Raw genomic sequence first — 17,505 nt, forward strand, 5'->3', positions numbered from 1 at the left:
AAAAATTTATATGCCGAAACCAAACCTAGTCCAAGTAATATACCCGTTTCACACGAGTACTAATATTAGTTAGCAATTCATAAGGGATGGTTCCAATCTGATCCGCAAGTTCCTTCAATGAGATTTTCTCACCATAGATGATAGCTTCATCTCCTGCCTTCACTTCCATTCCGCTGACGTCCACCATGCACATATCCATGCATATATTTCCGATGATAGAAGCCTTCTGTCCATTGATCAGTACATAGCCTTTTCCATTACTGAATCTGCGGTCATAACCGTCTGCATAACCTATGGCCAGTGTGGCAATTTTACCACCTGTAGATAAAACCCCCTTTCGGGAATAGCCTATAGTTTCTCCTGCTTCAAGTTCTTTTACCTGAGAAATAGTTGTTTTCAGTGTACTGATTGCTCTGAGCGCCAAGTCATGTTTTCCTGTCACTTCTACGCCATAAAGACCAATTCCCAGTCTTACCATGTCGAATTGAAATTCCGGAAAAGCTACTATTCCAGCAGAATTAAGCGCGTGAACAAGTGGCTTGTAGGAAAGAATATCGATTACTTCATTCTTCATTTCTTCGAAATCCTTCAGCTGACTTAGAGAAAATTCTCTATGAATATCCTCATCAGCACCAACCAAGTGAGTGTAAATGGAAGCTATTTCCAATTGTGGATTTAACTGAATTAAGCTTTTCAACTTGTCCAACTGCTTTCTGTCGAAACCCAACCTGTGCATTCCTGTATCCATATCAAGATGGATTCTCATAGTTGTACCATGAACGGTGCACCAAGAAGCAAGGCTCTCGAAAAATTCCGGGCTGAAAACTACTGGCTCCAGATCAAACTCACTGCAAAGGCCAAAGGATTCCTGCATGGCATTGAGCACCATTATTGGAAGCTTGATTCCTTGCTTTCGCAAAGCTACTCCCTCGTCAGAAAAAGCGACACCCAAGTAGTTCGCACCCATCGTCTGGATTTGATTGGCTATTTCCACCGCTCCTCCTCCGTAGGCAAAAGCCTTCACCATCACCATCACTTTGGTTTTGGGTGAAATCAGCTTTTTGTAGAAATTATAATTGTGCGTAAGCGCATTAAGATTGATTTCTAGCGTGGTACCATGGATTCTCTGCTGAAGTCTATTGACCACTTCTTCAAACCCAAATACACGAGCGCCAGTGATCAAGATCATGTCATTTGCAAAAGTCTCAGGATCTAGATTAGTCAAAAGCTCTTCGGTAGAACTGAAGCCTGTGAAAGCTTCAGGAAATTCCTGCTCCAAAAAGAATATCTCCTTTCCTACGCCAAACAGCAGATCAAACTGATATTTCTTGATCAGCTCCGCCACTTCTTCATAGATTTTCTCAGGCGAACCTTGCTGCAGCAAATCAGACAAAATCAGGATTTTTCTACGCTTCGGTCTTTGCTGATGCATAAAGTCCAACGCTACTTTCAGCCCAGCCAAGTCGTTATTATAGGTATCATCGATCAATAAAGAGTCGTTGATACCTGGCTTCAGTGTAAGTCGCATATCTACAGACTTCAGGTGTAGTATTCCTTCTTGGATGGACTCTGCATTTAGTCCCAAAGTCATCGCCGCTACGATCACATGAGTGATGTTTTCCAATGAAGCCACATCTGTAAATGGCACCTGAAAAGTATGCGTGCTGAGATCTGATTTCATCAGAATTAGTCGAGATGCATTCCCTTTTACTTTCACTGATCTGGTAAATTCAGCTCCGGCTCGATCGGACCAACCGACGAGTTTATCCATCGGAAACAGAGCTTCTATTCGCTCAGAAACATGCTTTTGATCTTTGCAGTAAATCAAGAAATTCGACCCCGAAAAAAGAGAAAGCTTCTCTTCTAACTTAGATTCTAGGCTTTCAAAACCCTCTTGATGTGCTGTTCCGAGATTTGTAAATATTCCCAGATTCGGTTTGATCATTTCTTCCAAAGCGGACATTTCTCCAGCTTTAGATATCCCGGCTTCCAGAATTGCTACTTGGTGGTAGCCCTCAATACCAAAGATCGAAAGAGGAACACCTACTTGGGAATTATAACTTTTCGGGCTTTTGGCTACAGCGTATTTCTGTCCCAAAATCTGCCCTAGCCATTCCTTAACGATGGTTTTACCATTACTCCCTGCTATGCTGACAACGGGATTTGTGAACAGAGATCGTTGGAATTTAGCCAAAAGCTGCAAGGCTCTCCGCGTATCTGAAACTTTGATAAAACAAAGATCGGGAGCGACCAGCTCATCATAATCGTGATGAACCAAGAACGTCTTTACTCCTAGATCTGCTAGTTGAGGGATAAAAGCTTGGCCATCCGCTTTTGCCCCTCTCAGAGCCACAAAAAGTGTTTTATCAGGATGAAGAATTTGTCTCGAATCAATGGCAATTTGAGAAATCAGCAACTCATTACTTTGATTGATAATCCTTCCCTCTACAATTTCAGCGATTTTCTTTTGACTAATTTCCTGAAACATCTTGTTTCGATTTTTTCTGTTTTTTCTTGAAGAATACCTGTTTAATCCACTTAGGAAGGAAAAATGCTCCTAATATCAAATATGGATAGTAGGAAAGTAACCTCCACAAAATACTTGTAGGCAAGGTGTAGCTAGTCAAGAATTGTGCGAAAAACTCTCCAAAGAAAAACTCTGCTGTTCCACTACTTCCTGGAGTAGGGGAGATCATCATCACGATCCACATGATCACTTGACGTGCAAATACGATCACATTTTCTTCAAAATTCAGCGGGACGAAGGCAGAAATAAGTGCATTTAGCATCAGATACCTGGAGCTCCAGATGAAGATCGTCGCTATGATAATTGGCCACCAATAATTCCACTTTTTACCCGAAAGTTCTTTGGAAGCTTCAATAATCTGATCGCCATATTCCTGTGCATCATGCTTCCATTTGCGAAGCCATTTGATCGAAAAGATCTTAATCAATACCCATTTAAAAACCCGTGGGCGATAAAATAAGGCTGCGGCCATCACTAAGCTATACCCAGCATATAAACTATAACTAACCCAGAAAATAGCTTCAAGGCTATTCTTTAGACTAGACTCGAGGACTTTACTATCTGGGAATATATTGCCTTGTGCGAAAAACAAAATAATAGGTGCTCCAATCACAAAAAACAGATTGTCCAATATCGCCGTGACCATCACATAAGCAATAGCTCTTCCCAGTTTAATCCCTTCTTTATTCAGTATAAATATTGCTACGGCAGTACCTCCAACTACTGAAGGCGTCACTGCAGAAGCAAACTCCCATAGAATAATGACATAGATAGACCTTTGCCATGTAAGCGCCTCCCCAGTTATCTTTCTTATCCTGAACACATAGCCCACATCTCTAAATAGAATCACCAAAATGGCTAAAAATATCCAAGGCAAGGAAGCATCAAAAACACCTTTCAGCGTATTTGCGTTGACCGATGGGTCAAAATAAAACATAGCAAACACGATGCTAAAGCCTATAAGGACTGGCACCCAAATTTTATTCGGATTGAGTGTCTGAAAAATCTTTTTGTTATCCAATTTCATACGCTAGGCTGCAGCTACTGGCTCAGTCTTTTCCACCCAAAAATTATTAAATCCTTCTCCTATCACAATGGTGACTAAGGAAAGTTGTAGTAATTCTAAGATTGCTAGAAAGGTATATATCACAAAAATTTTATCGGGTTTGTAGCTGATGAATTCAGCGAATGGCACTTTTTTCTTAAAACTTATTTTCTCTAAGACGAAATCTTTTTGTTGGGCAATGGTATAAGGATACTGAATCACGGTATGTTTTGTTTCATCCACACGTGACGCCATTTTGGCCATGGTCCGCTGGAAGACTTTCAGCAGTTTGTATAAATCCATGTCCTGCATTTCCGCATCCACATCATCCACTTTACTAAGCGCTTTTAATTCCGCTTCGATATTTCCGCGCTTTTGCTTGGACAACTCTTCCCCTTCCATTGTAGAAAGTTCTTCTATGACAGACTTGTATTTTTTGTATTCCAGCAGGTTTCTGATCAATTCCTCTCGAGGATCTACTTCTTCCCCAGCCTCGTTAAGTTCAGGTCTGGGCAGCAACATGCGCGATTTAATCTTCATTAGCGTAGCCGCAAAAAGGATAAAATCACTGGCGACTTCCATTTCCATTTGCTCCATTTGGTGAACATAATCCAGGAAATCATGAGTAATCTTCGAAATAGGAATGTCATAAATATCCAGTTCATCCCGCTCGATGAAGAAGAGCATCAGGTCAAAAGGACCTTCGAAGAGTGGTAATTTGATTTCGAAACTCAAAGGATATTTAAATTATTGGTTAATTTTGCCACCTTGTAGCCAAAGATATTCAATTAAGCTAAATTAATTGGAAACGGCAGGAGAAAGAGGTAATCGCCTTATAATCCAAATTAACTTGATTGGAAAAACAAAGAAGCACATTTATTGTTATTCTACTTTGACCACATTACCGCTGTAAAATGCTTATTGAACCAGGAGAATTATTAGCCCAAATTAATAGCCCCGATGACCTTAAAAAGTTTCCTAAGGAAAAACTGGTTCAAATCTGTGATGAACTTAGACAGTTCATCGTAGACAATGTATCCGTTTACGGCGGTCACTTTGGTGCTAGCCTAGGTGTAGTAGAGCTTACAGTTGCCCTCCATTATGTATTAAATACGCCCGAAGATCAATTGGTTTGGGATGTAGGCCATCAGGCTTACGGTCACAAAATCCTTACTGAAAGAAGAGAACGATTCCATACCAACCGTCTTTACGGCGGACTTTCTGGTTTCCCAAAAAGAAAAGAAAGTATCTATGATACATTCGGTGTTGGCCACTCCAGCACCTCTATTTCCGCAGCACTGGGAATGGCAGTCGCTTCGCAATACAAAGGACTTTCACAGAAACAGCACGTAGCTGTGATAGGAGATGGATCCATGACGGGCGGAATGGCGTTCGAAGCCATGAATCATGCAGGAGTCAGCAATACAAATCTGCTGATCATTCTGAATGACAATTGCATGTCAATCGATCCAAATGTGGGCGCGCTGAAAGATTACCTTACCGATATCACCACTTCCAAAACCTATAATAAGGCAAAAGATGAAGTTTGGAAGATTCTGGGCAAACTGAGTAAGTTTGGAACAAGCGCTCAGGATGTAATCTCCAAAGTAGAAGGCGGAATCAAATCAGCTTTACTGAATCAAAGCAATCTATTCGAATCATTAAACCTTCGTTACTTCGGACCAGTAGATGGTCACGACGTCAATCATTTGGCAGAAGTACTGAAGGATCTCAAAGATATTCCCGGACCAAAAATCCTTCATTGTGTTACAATGAAAGGTAAAGGGTATGCTCCTGCAGAAAACGGAAATCAGACGACTTGGCATGCACCAGGGACTTTTGATAAGGTAACTGGGGAAATATATAAAACTACACCTAGCACGCCTCAAGCTCCAAAGTATCAGGATGTCTTTGGACACACCTTGGTGGAACTGGCTGAGCTAGATGATAGAATCATGGGTGTAACCCCGGCCATGCCGTCTGGTTCGTCCATGAATATCATGATGAAAGCCATGCCTAATCGGGCATTTGACGTGGGAATTGCCGAGCAACATGCCGTTACTTTCTCAGCAGGGTTGGCTACACAAGGACTTGTTCCTTTCTGTAATATCTATTCTACATTTATGCAGCGTGCCTACGATCAGGTGTTACATGACGTATGTATCCAAAATCTCCCAGTAGTTCTTTGCCTGGACAGAGCAGGGTTTGCAGGTGCTGATGGACCTACTCATCATGGCGCTTATGATATTGCATTTTTCAGATGTATTCCAAACTTGGTAGTTTCGGCTCCGATGAATGAGGAAGAACTTCGAAACATGATGTATTCTGCTTCGATTCATAATGGACCATATTCCATCCGATACCCACGTGGAAAAGGTGTGATGCCTGACTGGAAAACTCCATTCGAGCAAATCCCAGTTGGTCAGGGAAGGATCGTAAAAGAAGGCGAAGAAATCGCCATCCTAACGATTGGACATATTGGTAATTATGCTGTAGAAGCTTGCAAAAAACTTGAAAAAGAGGGTTTAAATCCTGCTCAGTACGATATGCGATTTGTGAAGCCTCTGGACGGGGAATTGCTTCATGAGATTTTTGGCAAATTCAAAAAGGTAATCACTGTAGAAGATGGGTGCCTTATGGGTGGATTTGGGTCGGCAGTGATCGAGTGGATGATGGATCATGGTTACCAAGCTCAAGTGAAGCGTCTAGGTATTCCAGATACTATCATTGAACATGGTGAACAGCTAGAGCTACATCGTGAATGTGGTTTTGATCCGGAAGGCATAGCTGAAGCTGTAAGAAATATGGCTGAGGTGTCCAAAACAGTTTAAACAATGTCATCTATTCATTTTTTTGAAAAAGGCAAGGGTCAGCCTGTGATTCTTATCCATGGTTTCTGCGAAATCTCGGAAATGTGGAGCGAATTTGCAGACGCACTTTCATCTAATTTTAGAGTGATTTGTCCAGATCTCCCGGGTTGTGGAAAATCCCCTTTAACACTTTCTCAGAATAACTTGGAGGAAGTATCGATACAGTTAGAAGATTGGATAGAAGAAGAAAATATCCAAGACCCCATCGTCATAGGACATTCTTTAGGAGGATATGTGACTTTAGCCTTGCTAGAACTAATGGGTTCAAAGCTAAAAGCAATTGGGCTTTTTCATTCCACTGCCTTTGCTGATGATGAGGAGAAAAAGGGCATGCGTGATCGAACAGTTATTTTTCTGAAAAAACACGGATTAGATACCTTCGTCACCTCATTTGTACCTCCACTTATCTCTGAGCACAAAAGAGATGATTTTCAAGCTGAAATTGCAGTAGCTATAGCTCAAGCAAAGCAATCTACTTTGGAAGGATTAATTGCCTATACCAAAGCGATGCGTGATAGAAAAGATCGTTTAGAGGTATTGAAGAATTTCTCTGGGCCAAAACTGATGATCGCTGGCACGCTTGATGGAGCTGTAAAAATCGATGCAAGTCGCAAACACAAACTAGCTATCTCGGACTATCATGAACTGGAAGGAGTAGGCCATCTAGGAATGATCGAACAAAAAGACACCTGTATTGAGATTCTAAGAGGGTTTTGTGGGAGAGTTATTGAATAAGCTTGGCTACTTCAGCAATTAGAGCTTTTACTTTTTCTATATAAGGAAATACTGTTTCTCTATCAAAATCAAACAAATCATCATAATCACCCTTTTGCCTCCAAGTAAAAAGTTGAGAATAAATTTTTCCCTGTTCCTTATCGACTTTACCAGTTTTAATGAACAATTCAGAAAATTTAGTTTTTACTCCATTATGCGTGTGAGAATCAAGATTCTTCGAAATGATTAAAGCTGATACAGCGTAGAAAGCGGCATAATACAATCTATTAATTGCTGAATTCCATTTGTTATTATCAGCCAAAAGCTGAGCATCGTCAAAGGTTTCATGGGCTCGAGCTAATCGATAATTAACAAGATCTCTTTTAGAGTTTGTCATTTTATTCGAATAGCATCGTTAGAGATTTTTTCAAAAAGCTGAGTAGATTTTCTAGTCTTATTCCAATAGCTCTTGGAATATACAATAGGAGAAATAACTGCTCCAGTGCGAAGTTCTAATTCATAAAAATCGTCCATAATTGCAATTTCCTTTGCTAATGGAACCTTATCCAAGTCTAATAGTACAAGAATATCATAATCTGATAATGCCTTTGAGTTTCCATTGGCTTGAGACCCAAAAAGGTATAATTCAGACTTAGGATATTTCCTAGAAGCCATATCCACAATACCTTTTACTATTTCCTCTTTATCAGACATATACAAAAATAGGATAAATATTAAAATCGACGGAATGAATGAGCGAAAAGACGAGAGTTTAGAGATTGTGAAAGTATTTCTAGTAATTTTTAGTATGTATATCCGCTTTTCTACCAGTAAGGTGGCAAAAGCAATGTAAGATCTGTTAAACTTAAGAATTGAGGCCACTTCGGTCTTCGGTCATCGGTCTTCCAACCTGATATGCAAAGAATCTAAGGTGACTGGCATCATTGCGGATAATCATAATTTTTAGTTCGGTGATTCATGTAATCGGTAAAATTCCAGCCAACCTTCGTTCTATTCTCTGCTTTTGTTCTTTCGGGATTCTGTTCGATAAATTCATCATAATAATACCCTTCACATTCAACAACCTTGTAGTAGTAATTCAACAGTTCAATTAGAGATTCTTTATCGAAAAGTCCGTCAGTTCCCATCTCTTCTGGAATTTTATTTTGAAGTATCGGCTGGATTATCAAAAGAGATTGTAGATCCAATTTAACCATTCCAATGTCATTAGAACGGAAGTTCAATATTTCTGTCGAATCGCCATCTTTCATCATTTGAACTTTAACAGAAAAACCGCCCGTTGAAGAGCTTCTTAAGTTTTGCCATCCTTTACAGATGTTGAAAGAATCTATTCTAATTTTCTCTTCATCTATTTTGAATGTAGTTTTATACGATGTGTTTGATAAACCTAAATTAGAAATACCTACACCCAACTCATCCAACAAAAATTCAGATTTATTTGTCGACACCCAATTGTAGAACTTTTCAAGTTGTTGGGTTTCAATTACAATTGGTTCTTGAAGTTTAACTTTCTTCTTTTTCTTGTATTGGTTTGTGTAATAATCGGCACTGAGAGATTTAGATCCTTTTGAAACAAAGGCTATTTCGAAAACCTGAGGACCATACTTGGTCGGTGGCTCATCTGAGAGCATAACCTGAACGAAAATTGATTCGATATTTTGCCCATAAATAATTAGTGAGAAAGGCATTAAAAGGAATATGAACAGAGCCTTCTTCATGTAGAATTATAGTTATCTGTTAGATTTAGGCAAATCACAACTTACTCCCAAGCAGCCCCATCAACTTCTCTAAATACTCCTGATCTACTGCATCAAAATCATTCAATTGATCAGAATCCACATCTAGTACCATAGCTACTAATCCACCTTTGAACACTGGAACAACAATCTCTGACTTGGAAGCGGAGCTGCAAGCGATGTGCCCTGGAAAAGCATCTACATCTGGAACAAGAACTGTTTTGCCTTCTTGCCATGCTGTACCACAAACACCTTTACCCATAGAAATCCGTGTACAGGCTATTGGCCCCTGAAACGGTCCCAATACTAACTGATTCTCTTTGGCTAGGTAAAAACCAACCCAAAAGAAGTCAAAGGCTTCTTTAAGAGCTGCTGAAATATTAGCAAGATTTGCGTAGAGATCTGGTTCACCAGTGATCAAAGCTTCGATCTGTGGCAAAATCGCTTCATACTTTTCGGCTTTGGTCGCCGACTCGGGAATGTATAGACTATCAGACATGATGATATATTCTTAAGGTGTCTTCCAAGATTTCTATGGTCTCGGAAACTGGGGCAGGGGGAATAGGAGCTGCTATGCCACTGCCAAATTTATTACTGCTTGTAAACACGCGGGCTTCGTCCCAAAGTTCGGATTCTAAAAACTTATTCAATAAATAACTTCCTCCTTCTATGATTACACTTTGAATATTGCGCTTATATAGGTCTTCCAAAATTTCATTAACCCTAAATTCCGGATTCAACTTCACAAACTCTAACGTTCCAATCACTTCTGATTTCTGCGTATTGTAGCAAAGTGTAGGTACAGCCTCATCAAAAAGTTTTAGTGTATTTGGAAGCTCTAACCTGCTATCAATCACTAGTCTGAGCGGATTTTTACCTACCCAATCTCTAACATTCAGAGCTGGATCATCGTATTTGGCGGTATTCTTCCCCACCATAATCGCATCTTCTTCTGCTCTCCATTTATGTACAAGGCGTCGACTGGAAGCATTTGTAATCCATTTGGAAGAGTAATCCTCCCTAGCCACAAAACCATCTTGAGTCTGTGCCCACTTCAAGATAACATAAGGTCTTTTCTTCTCTATTTGAGTGAAAAAGCGCTTGTTTTGAATACGAGCTTCCTTCTCCAAAACTCCTGTTTCAACTTCAATTCCTGCATCTTTTAAAATCTGAATTCCTTTTCCACCTACCAGAGGATTGGTATCAAAAGCAGCAATAATGACTTTCTTCACCTTTTTCTCTACCAATAGCTTCGCACAAGGAGGCGTTTTTCCATAATGCGCACAAGGTTCCAATGTCACATAAACGGTGGAATCGGTTAGTAAATCAGGGTTTTTTACTGAGTTTATTGCGTTTACTTCAGCGTGCGCATTACCATATTCCTGATGGTAGCCTTCTCCTATTACTTTGTCTTCAAGCACGATCACGCAACCCACCATAGGGTTTGGACTTACTTTTCCCCGGCCAAATTCCGCCAATTCAAGTGCTCTTCGCATGTAGCGTTCATCCGAAATCATCAAGGCTTTTTCTTAAACGTTATTTGTTTGAGTACAGTGTCTTCTTTCGCTGCCACATCTATCGAAAAAGTCGTGTCTTGGTAGAGTTCGTCCTTTGGATCGAAGTAGAGTGTATAATTCCCCTCTTGTATTTTAAAGATGAATTTTCCTGAAGTATTTGTATGTGTGGAAATTGTATCTGTTCCATCGGATAAGTAAATCGCTGGGTAGAGAGTTGTTGGCTTCAGTGTCCCACTCAATTCAGTTTTTCCAGCTCCATCGCTAAGAGTGAAAAATGGATCCAATTCGTAGGTAAGAGGTGATTCTGAGGTTTGAACAATCGACTTTTCAAGATCTAAATCCAGATAGATATCATAAGAATAACCTTGTTCTACGTCAATCGCGGTGGATAAAGATATTCTGTTTTTAGAAAGGTCTGATAGCGCCAAAACATACTTTTTCTCCTTCAAATACATGGAGTGATTATCCCCCAGTATTATGGTAGCATTGATGATTTGACCAATTGGAAGCTCACTTCTACCGATAAGTAATTCATTATCGCCAACCAATTCACTCACTTTAATTCGCTTATCTCCGGACTTATATTCGAAGAAAAAAATCTGACTTTGCGATTCTCTGCCCTCCACCAATACTTCTACATCTACCCCTTTGATCTCTACAAAAACAGAATCCCATTTTGCGGGACTATCTACCAAAATCAGGTTGAGAAGTGCTCGGGGACTAGAATCAGGATCTTCACAGGAAGCGAAGAATAGCACACAGACAATAGGGAAGAGATAAAAGTGCAGTTTTTTCACAGAGCAAATTTAGGTCAAATCTATTGAATACAGCGATTCAAGAGAATGTAGATAAAAAAAAGACCAGCCGAAGCTGGTCTTTAAAACTTATTTCGCGGTCAACATTACCGGTTCTACACTGGTAATCTTCCCTTCTGCAACTACAACTCCTTCTTTAACAGTAATAGTATACAGATCATTTGGGGTAAATGTTAGTGTATAAACGCCATCATCTAGGCCTGTAATTTTATAATTACCATTTGCATCGGTAAATGTATTCATCGTATCATCTCCTTTTTGGGCGGTTATCTGAACTGGCTGCCCTTCGATAGGAAGAACTTGTCCCATAATTCCTGCAGAAATTTCATCCAAATATGCTCTCAAAACAGGTTTAAGTATGATTTGTCCAGAATTACCTGCCTCCACGATAGACTTAGCTGCATCAAAATCGATGATCAAATTATAAGACATTCCACCATGGATATCCTCGTCCACCTTTATTTTCAATCCGCTTTGTTGAGCACTTGGAGTTTTCATATCAAAACGTTCACCGTTTTTGATCACATAATTATTTTCTCCAAGAATCAATCTGATCTGATCTATTTCCCCTTCAGGAAAATCTTCTGTACCTAATAATTCACTATTTCCTCCTGTCAAGTCCAATAGATTAATAGGCTGACTTTCGTCATAGATTATTTCTACCCAAGATGACTCATCATCGTCGGCATTCAAATCATCATCCGTCCCTTCTTCGTCCATCTTTACGCGTAAAGCCAACACTTCAATCCAAACTTCATCATAGGAAGCTGGAGCATCTACTAGGTAGAAATTAACCCGTGCAGATCCGGCACTCGGAGTATCGTCATCAGAGGAGCAAGCCAATGCAAAAAAAGCAAGGCCAGCCATCAAGAGATAAGAAAATATATTTTTCATGTTAGTTGTGATTGTTTTAGATATAACATTTGCCAATCACCGTGCCAAGTCAAAAATGATAAATAGTAAAGTAATGTGTGAAGAGCTTCTTATTTTTGAGGATGATGAAATGGGAACGCCTTTTATCCCGAGGCAGATTTGGAGATAGCCCGGGATTTATACCAACACAAGTGGTTCGAAGTGAGTTTGAAGTGGATTATGACAGGATCATTTTTTCGGCACCCTTTCGAAACCTTCAGGATAAGACTCAAGTATTCCCTTTGCCTGAGCAGGCATTCGTACATACCAGACTTACGCACAGTCTCGAAGTATCCAGTGTAGGACGATCTTTGGGCAAAGCTGCAGGCGAAATGCTCTTGGAAAAGTACCCTCAATTGAATAAAACGGCTATTTCACCATTCGAAATCGGTGCAATTGTGGCTGCTGCTGCGTTGACTCACGACATTGGTAATCCGCCTTTTGGCCATGCTGGAGAAGAAGCCATTTCGGATTTTTTCAAATTTCACCCTGCGGGAAAATGTTGGGAATCTCACGTTCGCACGGAGCAATTAGCAGATCTCTGCAATTTTGAGGGCAACGCTCAAGGTTTCAGAATGCTTGTTTCCAAGCAATTTGGGCTAAAACTCACCTATGCAACTTTGGCTGCATTTACCAAATATCCTCGACCTAGCATGATTGCACAGCGGGATATTGCTCGCAGAAGTCAAAAGAAATATGGCTTCTTCATCAATCAAATGGCAGATTTTGAACAAATGGGCGCTGTATTAGGAATGGAGAAATCTAGTCCAGAATGCTGGTTTAGACATCCACTGGCTTTTTTAGTAGAAGCTGCAGATGATATTTGCTATAGCATTATAGATCTGGAAGATGGTTGCACCCTAGGTTTGGTAAGCTTTGAAGAAACTGTGAAGCTTCTTGCTCCAATTTTGAAGGATAAGTTTGATCCCAAAAAACTTAAGGAACCTAGAACTGTAGCGCAAAATCTTGGTGCTTTACGTGCCTTGGCAATTGGGGAGTTAATCAGCGAATGTGTAGACGTATTTGCCAAATATGAGGAAAGTATGTGCAAGGGGAATTTTGATAAAGCATTGACAGATATCATTCCTTCAGCCAAAGCACTTCAAAAAATTACCGAGGTATCAGTAAGAAAAATCTATCGCTCTCAAATCGTCTTGGAAAAAGAAGCTGCCGGATTCCAAGTATTAGAAGGTCTATTGGAAGTATTCTCAAAAGCGCTCTATCACCAATTTTACGATCCGGAAAATTTCTCTGGACAGGATAAAAGTATTCTCAGACTATTGCCGGAAGACTTTCCTTTAAAAGGATGGGGAGCAGAAGTCAATCCATATCCATTACTTCGGTCATTAGTCGACTTTATTTCAGGTATGACAGACAAGTATGCATTAAATCTATATCGCAGAGTGAAAGGGATATCATTCCCTGGATCTTAGATCGCGGAGGTAATCCACCAGGTGTTTCCGAATGGATCTTTAATTCCTCCACTTCGTCCATATGGTTTATCCGAAACTTCCGTAACCATCTCAGAACCTAATTCCAAAGCATGTTCGAATGCTTTATCAGCATCTTTGACATAGACAAAAAGCCCTGCATGCTGAGGTTCATAGTCGGCAGTACTTTCAGCAACCATCACTGTACTATCCCCGATTCTGATTTCTGCATGCATGATCCTATCTTCGTCTCTCATCTCTTTCAGCGCTACTTTCGCATCAAAAACTTGCTCCGCAAAATTGATAAAAGAAGCAGCATCTTTAAGAATTAAATAAGGCATTACAGCTTGATAATTTTCCGGAACTTGTAGGTCATTATTCATAACTTCTTGTTTTTAGGACTTTTCTGAATCAAAATGTCTTTTAACGTTGATCAAAGAATATTCCTTTCTCAATCTATAACAGATAACAAGACGGCTTAAATCTTGTTATTATTTAGACTTAAAGGGCTAAACAATACGTATCTAAAGCCTGTCTGTAGTCTATATATTTCAGGCAAATTCACCTATTCGCTTAATAAAACCCATTTATGAAAAAGACACTGATCATCATTCTAGGTGTATTTATATTTTTGATAGCTGCGGCCGTTGCTGTCCCCTTTATCTTTAAAGACAAAATCGCTGCCCGAATTGACCGGGAAATTGCCCAATCTGTGAATGCTAAAGTCATTTATGACATTGACAATGTGAGCTTAAGCCTTTTCCGAAGATTCCCGAATGTCTCTGCTAGAATCAAGGATTTTGATATTGTAGGAAACGCTCCATTTGAAAATGATACGCTGGTTTCACTTCGGGAACTTGCTATTGACTTCAATCTTAGATCCGTTCTATTTGATGACTATCCAACCTTAACTGGAGTGCATTTGAACGGTGGAAATGTTTACATCAAAGTGCTGGAAGACGGTACAGCTAATTATGACATTACTTTTCCGTCGGAAGAAGTCGCTTCAGAATCTACAGCAAGCAATTTCAAAATAGGAGTGGACGAGATGGAAATCAGCAATTTGAATGTCGTGTACGATGATAGACAACTCAATTATTTCATGGCTTTAGGGGCAATCAATGCCAAAGGATCCGGCGATTTCACAGCCGATGTCTATGATTTACCACTCGAGCTGGAAGCCCTAATTGCAGACATTACATATGAGGACATCAGCTACCTGTCAAACAAAACTTTGAAAGGAGAAACCCTTCTGAATATTGATTTGGAGAAAATGAAATTCACGCTGGGAGAAAGCAATTTCCAGTTAAATGATTTTCTTTTTGGATTGAGTGGCTATCTCGCCATGCCAGGCGATGATATGGAAATGGATTTTTCTATCGAAGGAATGGACAATGAGTTCAAAAGCATTTTATCGTTGGTTCCAGGTATTTACTCGGAGAGTTTTTCCAGTTTAAAAACTTCTGGAACGATGGATTTCACTGGAAAAATCAAAGGGATTTATAATGATGAGAAGATTCCTTCTTTTGATATTTCCCTGAAAGTGGCAGACGGAATGTTCCAGTACCCTGATTTGCCAAGGCCTGTGAAAAACGTAAATCTTGACCTGCAAGTCAAAAATGAAACGGACAACATCGATAATACATCCATCTCAATTCCTACGTTCAACCTAGATTTTGGCAGTAATCCTATTTCCGGAAAATTGTATCTATCCGATTTAGTTAGCTATACCATTGATGCAGCTCTGAAGGGCAAACTAGACTTGGAAGAACTGACTTCTATTTTCCCTATTGAGGGCATTGCTTTGAAGGGAAATCTGGATGTGGATGCTACCGCAAAAGGCAAATACGATTCTGTAGCAGGTATTATCCCTGCAATAAACGCAAAATTGCTTTTGGCTAATGGTTATGTGAAAAGTGCAGATTATCCTGCACCAATCGAGAAACTTAACGTCAACGCATCAGTTCAAAATCCTAGTGGAAGTATGACGGATTTTCTGGTTGATCTAAGTCGCTTTGGGTTTGAGCTTGAAGGTGAAGCAATCAATGGAAATATGAAAATCCGAGACTTCGACAAGTTGATCTGGGATGGTGAGGTCAAAGGCGGAGTTGATCTAAAGAAAATTCTAGCCATTTTTCCTATGGATGACATGAGTATGGAAGGTCGAATCCAGGCTGATATCAATACAAAAGGCTCTTATGCTGCTGTGGAAGCTCAGAAGTATAATCAATTGGAAACTCGCGGTTCAATGGATATCAGTAATTTCAAGTACACTTCCACTGACGTACCTCAAGGAATCCAGATTGCTAAGGCGAAAGCAGAATTCACACCCGAGCGTATTAATCTCACCGAATTCGATTCCAAAATCGGTGAAAGTCCACTTCAGGCGACAGGTTCACTTTCCAATTACATGGATTATTTCCTAGGAGAAAATGGCACCCTGAAAGGTCAATTGACCATGAACAGCAGCAAGTTCAATGTGAATGAATGGATGAGTGAGGATGCGTCCACCGACACTACTAGCGCTAAGCTTTCGGTGATTGAACTTCCCAAGAATATTGATTTCAACATGACTGTTGCAGCCAATGAAGTGCTCTATGATAATATGAGTCTTAAAGAGGTGAAGGGAAATATGTCATTGAAAGATGGCGTTCTGACCTTCTCAGATGCTACTATGAAAACCATGGGAGGTACAATTGGTTTGTCAGGTAACTACGACCCAAGAGACCTAACTGCCCCTGCATTTAATTTCAACTTGAACATTGCTGAACTCAGTATTGCCGAAGCATTCAAGTCATTTAATACGATAAAAGCATTTGCTCCAATAGCTCAAAACCTAACTGGAAAATTCAATTCCAACCTAAATTTCTCTGGAAAACTCGGACAAGATATGATGCCTTTGTTGTCCAGTCTGGATGGGAAAGGTTTGCTGAAAGTAGCCGAAACAGCCTTGAAAGACAGTAAAATCCTAGAAGGAATCACCAGCCTTACTAAGCTAAAAGATATTAACACGCTGCAAATGAAGAACATTTCCATTCCAATCACGATTGAAAATGGGGTGATGGATGTGAAGCCATTTGATGTGAAGCTTTGGGATTATCAAGCTACAGTGCAGGGAACTGCAGGATTTGATGGCTCAATAAACTACTTAGTCAACATGCTGATTCCAGCAGGGAAATTTGGAGCTCAGGCAAATACGCTACTTTCCAGCATCACTGGAACTGCAATGGATGAGAACACCACAATTCCATTGGCGTTGAATCTAGCAGGAACGTATAACTCACCAAAAATATCATTAGCGGGCGGCAACAGCATAGAATCCTTGCTAACAAATGCGCTGAAAGCACGAGTAAGCGGCGAGGCTGCAGGGCTACAAACAAAAGCAACAGAGCAGTTCAATGCAGCACAAGACAGCGTAAAGCAAGTGCTGAAAGCGAAATCAGCGGTAGCTCAGGATAGTGCCAAAAAGGAACTTGAAAAACAAGTGGATGTAGCCAAGGACAAAGCGGTAGATGAAGCGAAAAAGCTATTGAAAGGCTTTTTTCCTAAAAGTACTCCTCCTGCGAAGCCAGATACCACTACTGTGAAAAAGGATTAAATCAATCTAAAAATAGCCTTAATGAAACTCATCATTAAGGCTATTTTTTTTATTTCTCAATCAAGCGAAAGTTCTTAATTTCTTTGCCAGCCAATTGATTTTGCCAGCGATCCAAAACTGGCTGCTCTAAGTGCGCTTCTCTGTATTCGTCTGGATTCATAATGGGAATTCCTTTTATGATCGGATACAGTCGAGTACATGTGGCACAAGTGAGCCAGCCTTCAACGATATTCTCTTTTTCATCCTTCAGGATTATTTTCAATTCCAGGTCCTTCTTGTCGAAAGGGCAACAGAGTTTTTCTATAGTTTCTAATTTCATG

At 40.1% G+C, this 17,505-nt stretch carries 16 protein-coding genes; 4 read left to right on the forward strand and 12 right to left on the reverse strand.

Going from position 1 to position 17,505, the window contains the following annotated elements:
* Positions 1–25: 25 nt before the first annotated feature.
* From BM291_RS01230 to BM291_RS01240, 3 genes are read right to left on the reverse strand one after another with little or no spacing between them, the layout of a single operon-like run.
* Positions 26–2,488, reverse strand: a complete 2,463-nt coding sequence (locus BM291_RS01230; RefSeq protein ID WP_092894354.1) for a bifunctional UDP-N-acetylmuramoyl-tripeptide:D-alanyl-D-alanine ligase/alanine racemase — start codon at positions 2,486–2,488, stop codon at positions 26–28.
* Positions 2,472–3,554 carry a lysylphosphatidylglycerol synthase transmembrane domain-containing protein gene (locus BM291_RS01235; RefSeq protein ID WP_092894355.1) on the reverse strand — a complete coding sequence of 361 codons (1,083 nt, stop codon included), beginning with the start codon at positions 3,552–3,554 and terminating at the stop codon, positions 2,472–2,474. The genes BM291_RS01230 and BM291_RS01235 overlap by 17 nt, the downstream gene beginning before the upstream one ends.
* Positions 3,555–3,557: 3 nt before the next feature.
* On the reverse strand, positions 3,558–4,307 hold the full coding sequence (locus BM291_RS01240) for a segregation and condensation protein A (RefSeq protein ID WP_092894356.1): 750 nt from the start codon (positions 4,305–4,307) through the stop codon (positions 3,558–3,560).
* Positions 4,308–4,486: 179 nt separating this feature from the next.
* Between BM291_RS01240 and dxs the strand changes: the two genes are divergently transcribed.
* Both dxs and BM291_RS01250 read left to right on the forward strand, forming a co-directional pair.
* On the forward strand, positions 4,487–6,403 hold the full coding sequence (dxs, locus tag BM291_RS01245) for a 1-deoxy-D-xylulose-5-phosphate synthase (protein ID WP_092894357.1): 1,917 nt from the start codon (positions 4,487–4,489) through the stop codon (positions 6,401–6,403).
* Positions 6,404–6,406: 3 nt separating this feature from the next.
* Positions 6,407–7,177: an alpha/beta fold hydrolase gene (locus tag BM291_RS01250; RefSeq protein ID WP_092894358.1), complete on the forward strand. Its 771-nt coding sequence runs from the start codon at positions 6,407–6,409 to the stop codon at positions 7,175–7,177.
* Here the strand turns inward: BM291_RS01250 and BM291_RS01255 are convergent.
* From BM291_RS01255 to BM291_RS01285, 7 genes are all read right to left on the reverse strand, one after another.
* On the reverse strand, positions 7,167–7,553 hold the full coding sequence (locus BM291_RS01255; protein ID WP_092894359.1) for a HEPN domain-containing protein: 387 nt from the start codon (positions 7,551–7,553) through the stop codon (positions 7,167–7,169). The genes BM291_RS01250 and BM291_RS01255 overlap by 11 nt on opposite strands.
* Positions 7,550–7,870: a nucleotidyltransferase domain-containing protein gene (locus BM291_RS01260; RefSeq protein ID WP_092894360.1), complete on the reverse strand. Its 321-nt coding sequence runs from the start codon at positions 7,868–7,870 to the stop codon at positions 7,550–7,552. The genes BM291_RS01255 and BM291_RS01260 overlap by 4 nt, the downstream gene beginning before the upstream one ends.
* Positions 7,871–8,097: 227 nt before the next feature.
* Positions 8,098–8,895 carry a hypothetical protein gene (locus tag BM291_RS01265; protein WP_092894361.1) on the reverse strand — a complete coding sequence of 266 codons (798 nt, stop codon included), beginning with the start codon at positions 8,893–8,895 and terminating at the stop codon, positions 8,098–8,100.
* Between the two features lie 34 nt (positions 8,896–8,929).
* Positions 8,930–9,412 (reverse strand): GAF domain-containing protein, encoded by a 483-nt coding sequence (locus BM291_RS01270; protein WP_092894362.1) that lies wholly within the window; start codon positions 9,410–9,412, stop codon positions 8,930–8,932.
* A complete protein-coding gene (ribD, locus tag BM291_RS01275) occupies positions 9,405–10,430 on the reverse strand; it encodes a bifunctional diaminohydroxyphosphoribosylaminopyrimidine deaminase/5-amino-6-(5-phosphoribosylamino)uracil reductase RibD (protein ID WP_092894363.1) in 1,026 nt (341 codons plus the stop codon). The genes BM291_RS01270 and ribD overlap by 8 nt, the downstream gene beginning before the upstream one ends.
* Entirely contained in the window at positions 10,430–11,227 is a 798-nt protein-coding gene (locus BM291_RS01280; protein WP_175499631.1) for a DUF4382 domain-containing protein, read from the reverse strand. Before BM291_RS01280 ends, ribD begins: the two co-directional genes overlap by 1 nt.
* An 87-nt stretch (positions 11,228–11,314) precedes the next feature.
* The gene (locus BM291_RS01285; protein WP_092894365.1) at positions 11,315–12,139 is read right to left on the reverse strand and encodes a DUF4382 domain-containing protein; all 825 of its coding nucleotides are present in this window, start codon (positions 12,137–12,139) and stop codon (positions 11,315–11,317) included.
* A gap of 104 nt (positions 12,140–12,243) precedes the next feature.
* On the opposite strand from BM291_RS01285, the gene dgt reads away from it, so the two are divergent.
* The gene (gene dgt, locus BM291_RS01290) at positions 12,244–13,590 is read left to right on the forward strand and encodes a dGTP triphosphohydrolase (RefSeq protein WP_092894564.1); all 1,347 of its coding nucleotides are present in this window, start codon (positions 12,244–12,246) and stop codon (positions 13,588–13,590) included.
* Here the strand turns inward: dgt and BM291_RS01295 are convergent.
* Positions 13,587–13,970, reverse strand: a complete 384-nt coding sequence (locus BM291_RS01295; protein ID WP_092894366.1) for a VOC family protein — start codon at positions 13,968–13,970, stop codon at positions 13,587–13,589. The genes dgt and BM291_RS01295 overlap by 4 nt on opposite strands.
* Positions 13,971–14,176: 206 nt before the next feature.
* On the opposite strand from BM291_RS01295, the gene BM291_RS01300 reads away from it, so the two are divergent.
* Positions 14,177–17,185, forward strand: a complete 3,009-nt coding sequence (locus tag BM291_RS01300) for an AsmA-like C-terminal region-containing protein (protein WP_092894367.1) — start codon at positions 14,177–14,179, stop codon at positions 17,183–17,185.
* Positions 17,186–17,234: 49 nt separating this feature from the next.
* On the opposite strand, the gene BM291_RS01305 is transcribed toward BM291_RS01300, so the two are convergent.
* A complete protein-coding gene (locus BM291_RS01305; RefSeq protein ID WP_092894368.1) occupies positions 17,235–17,504 on the reverse strand; it encodes a Trm112 family protein in 270 nt (89 codons plus the stop codon).
* Position 17,505: the final 1 nt, after the last annotated feature.

The sequence above is a fragment of the Algoriphagus aquimarinus genome, from assembly GCF_900112005.1.
Classification (GTDB): Bacteria; Bacteroidota; Bacteroidia; order Cytophagales; family Cyclobacteriaceae; genus Algoriphagus; species Algoriphagus aquimarinus.

Coding starts and splice junctions, on each gene's coding strand:
- BM291_RS01230 (WP_092894354.1), bottom strand. CDS start 2,488: ATGTTTCAGGAAATTAGTCAAAAGAAAATCGCTGAAATTGTAGAGGGA.
- BM291_RS01235 (WP_092894355.1), bottom strand. CDS start 3,554: ATGAAATTGGATAACAAAAAGATTTTTCAGACACTCAATCCGAATAAA.
- dxs (WP_092894357.1), top strand. CDS start 4,487: ATGCTTATTGAACCAGGAGAATTATTAGCCCAAATTAATAGCCCCGAT.
- BM291_RS01250 (WP_092894358.1), top strand. CDS start 6,407: ATGTCATCTATTCATTTTTTTGAAAAAGGCAAGGGTCAGCCTGTGATT.
- BM291_RS01255 (WP_092894359.1), bottom strand. CDS start 7,553: ATGACAAACTCTAAAAGAGATCTTGTTAATTATCGATTAGCTCGAGCC.
- BM291_RS01260 (WP_092894360.1), bottom strand. CDS start 7,870: ATGTCTGATAAAGAGGAAATAGTAAAAGGTATTGTGGATATGGCTTCT.
- BM291_RS01265 (WP_092894361.1), bottom strand. CDS start 8,895: ATGAAGAAGGCTCTGTTCATATTCCTTTTAATGCCTTTCTCACTAATT.
- BM291_RS01270 (WP_092894362.1), bottom strand. CDS start 9,412: ATGTCTGATAGTCTATACATTCCCGAGTCGGCGACCAAAGCCGAAAAG.
- ribD (WP_092894363.1), bottom strand. CDS start 10,430: ATGATTTCGGATGAACGCTACATGCGAAGAGCACTTGAATTGGCGGAA.
- BM291_RS01285 (WP_092894365.1), bottom strand. CDS start 12,139: ATGAAAAATATATTTTCTTATCTCTTGATGGCTGGCCTTGCTTTTTTT.
- dgt (WP_092894564.1), top strand. CDS start 12,244: ATGAAATGGGAACGCCTTTTATCCCGAGGCAGATTTGGAGATAGCCCG.
- BM291_RS01295 (WP_092894366.1), bottom strand. CDS start 13,970: ATGAATAATGACCTACAAGTTCCGGAAAATTATCAAGCTGTAATGCCT.
- BM291_RS01300 (WP_092894367.1), top strand. CDS start 14,177: ATGAAAAAGACACTGATCATCATTCTAGGTGTATTTATATTTTTGATA.
- BM291_RS01305 (WP_092894368.1), bottom strand. CDS start 17,504: ATGAAATTAGAAACTATAGAAAAACTCTGTTGCCCTTTCGACAAGAAG.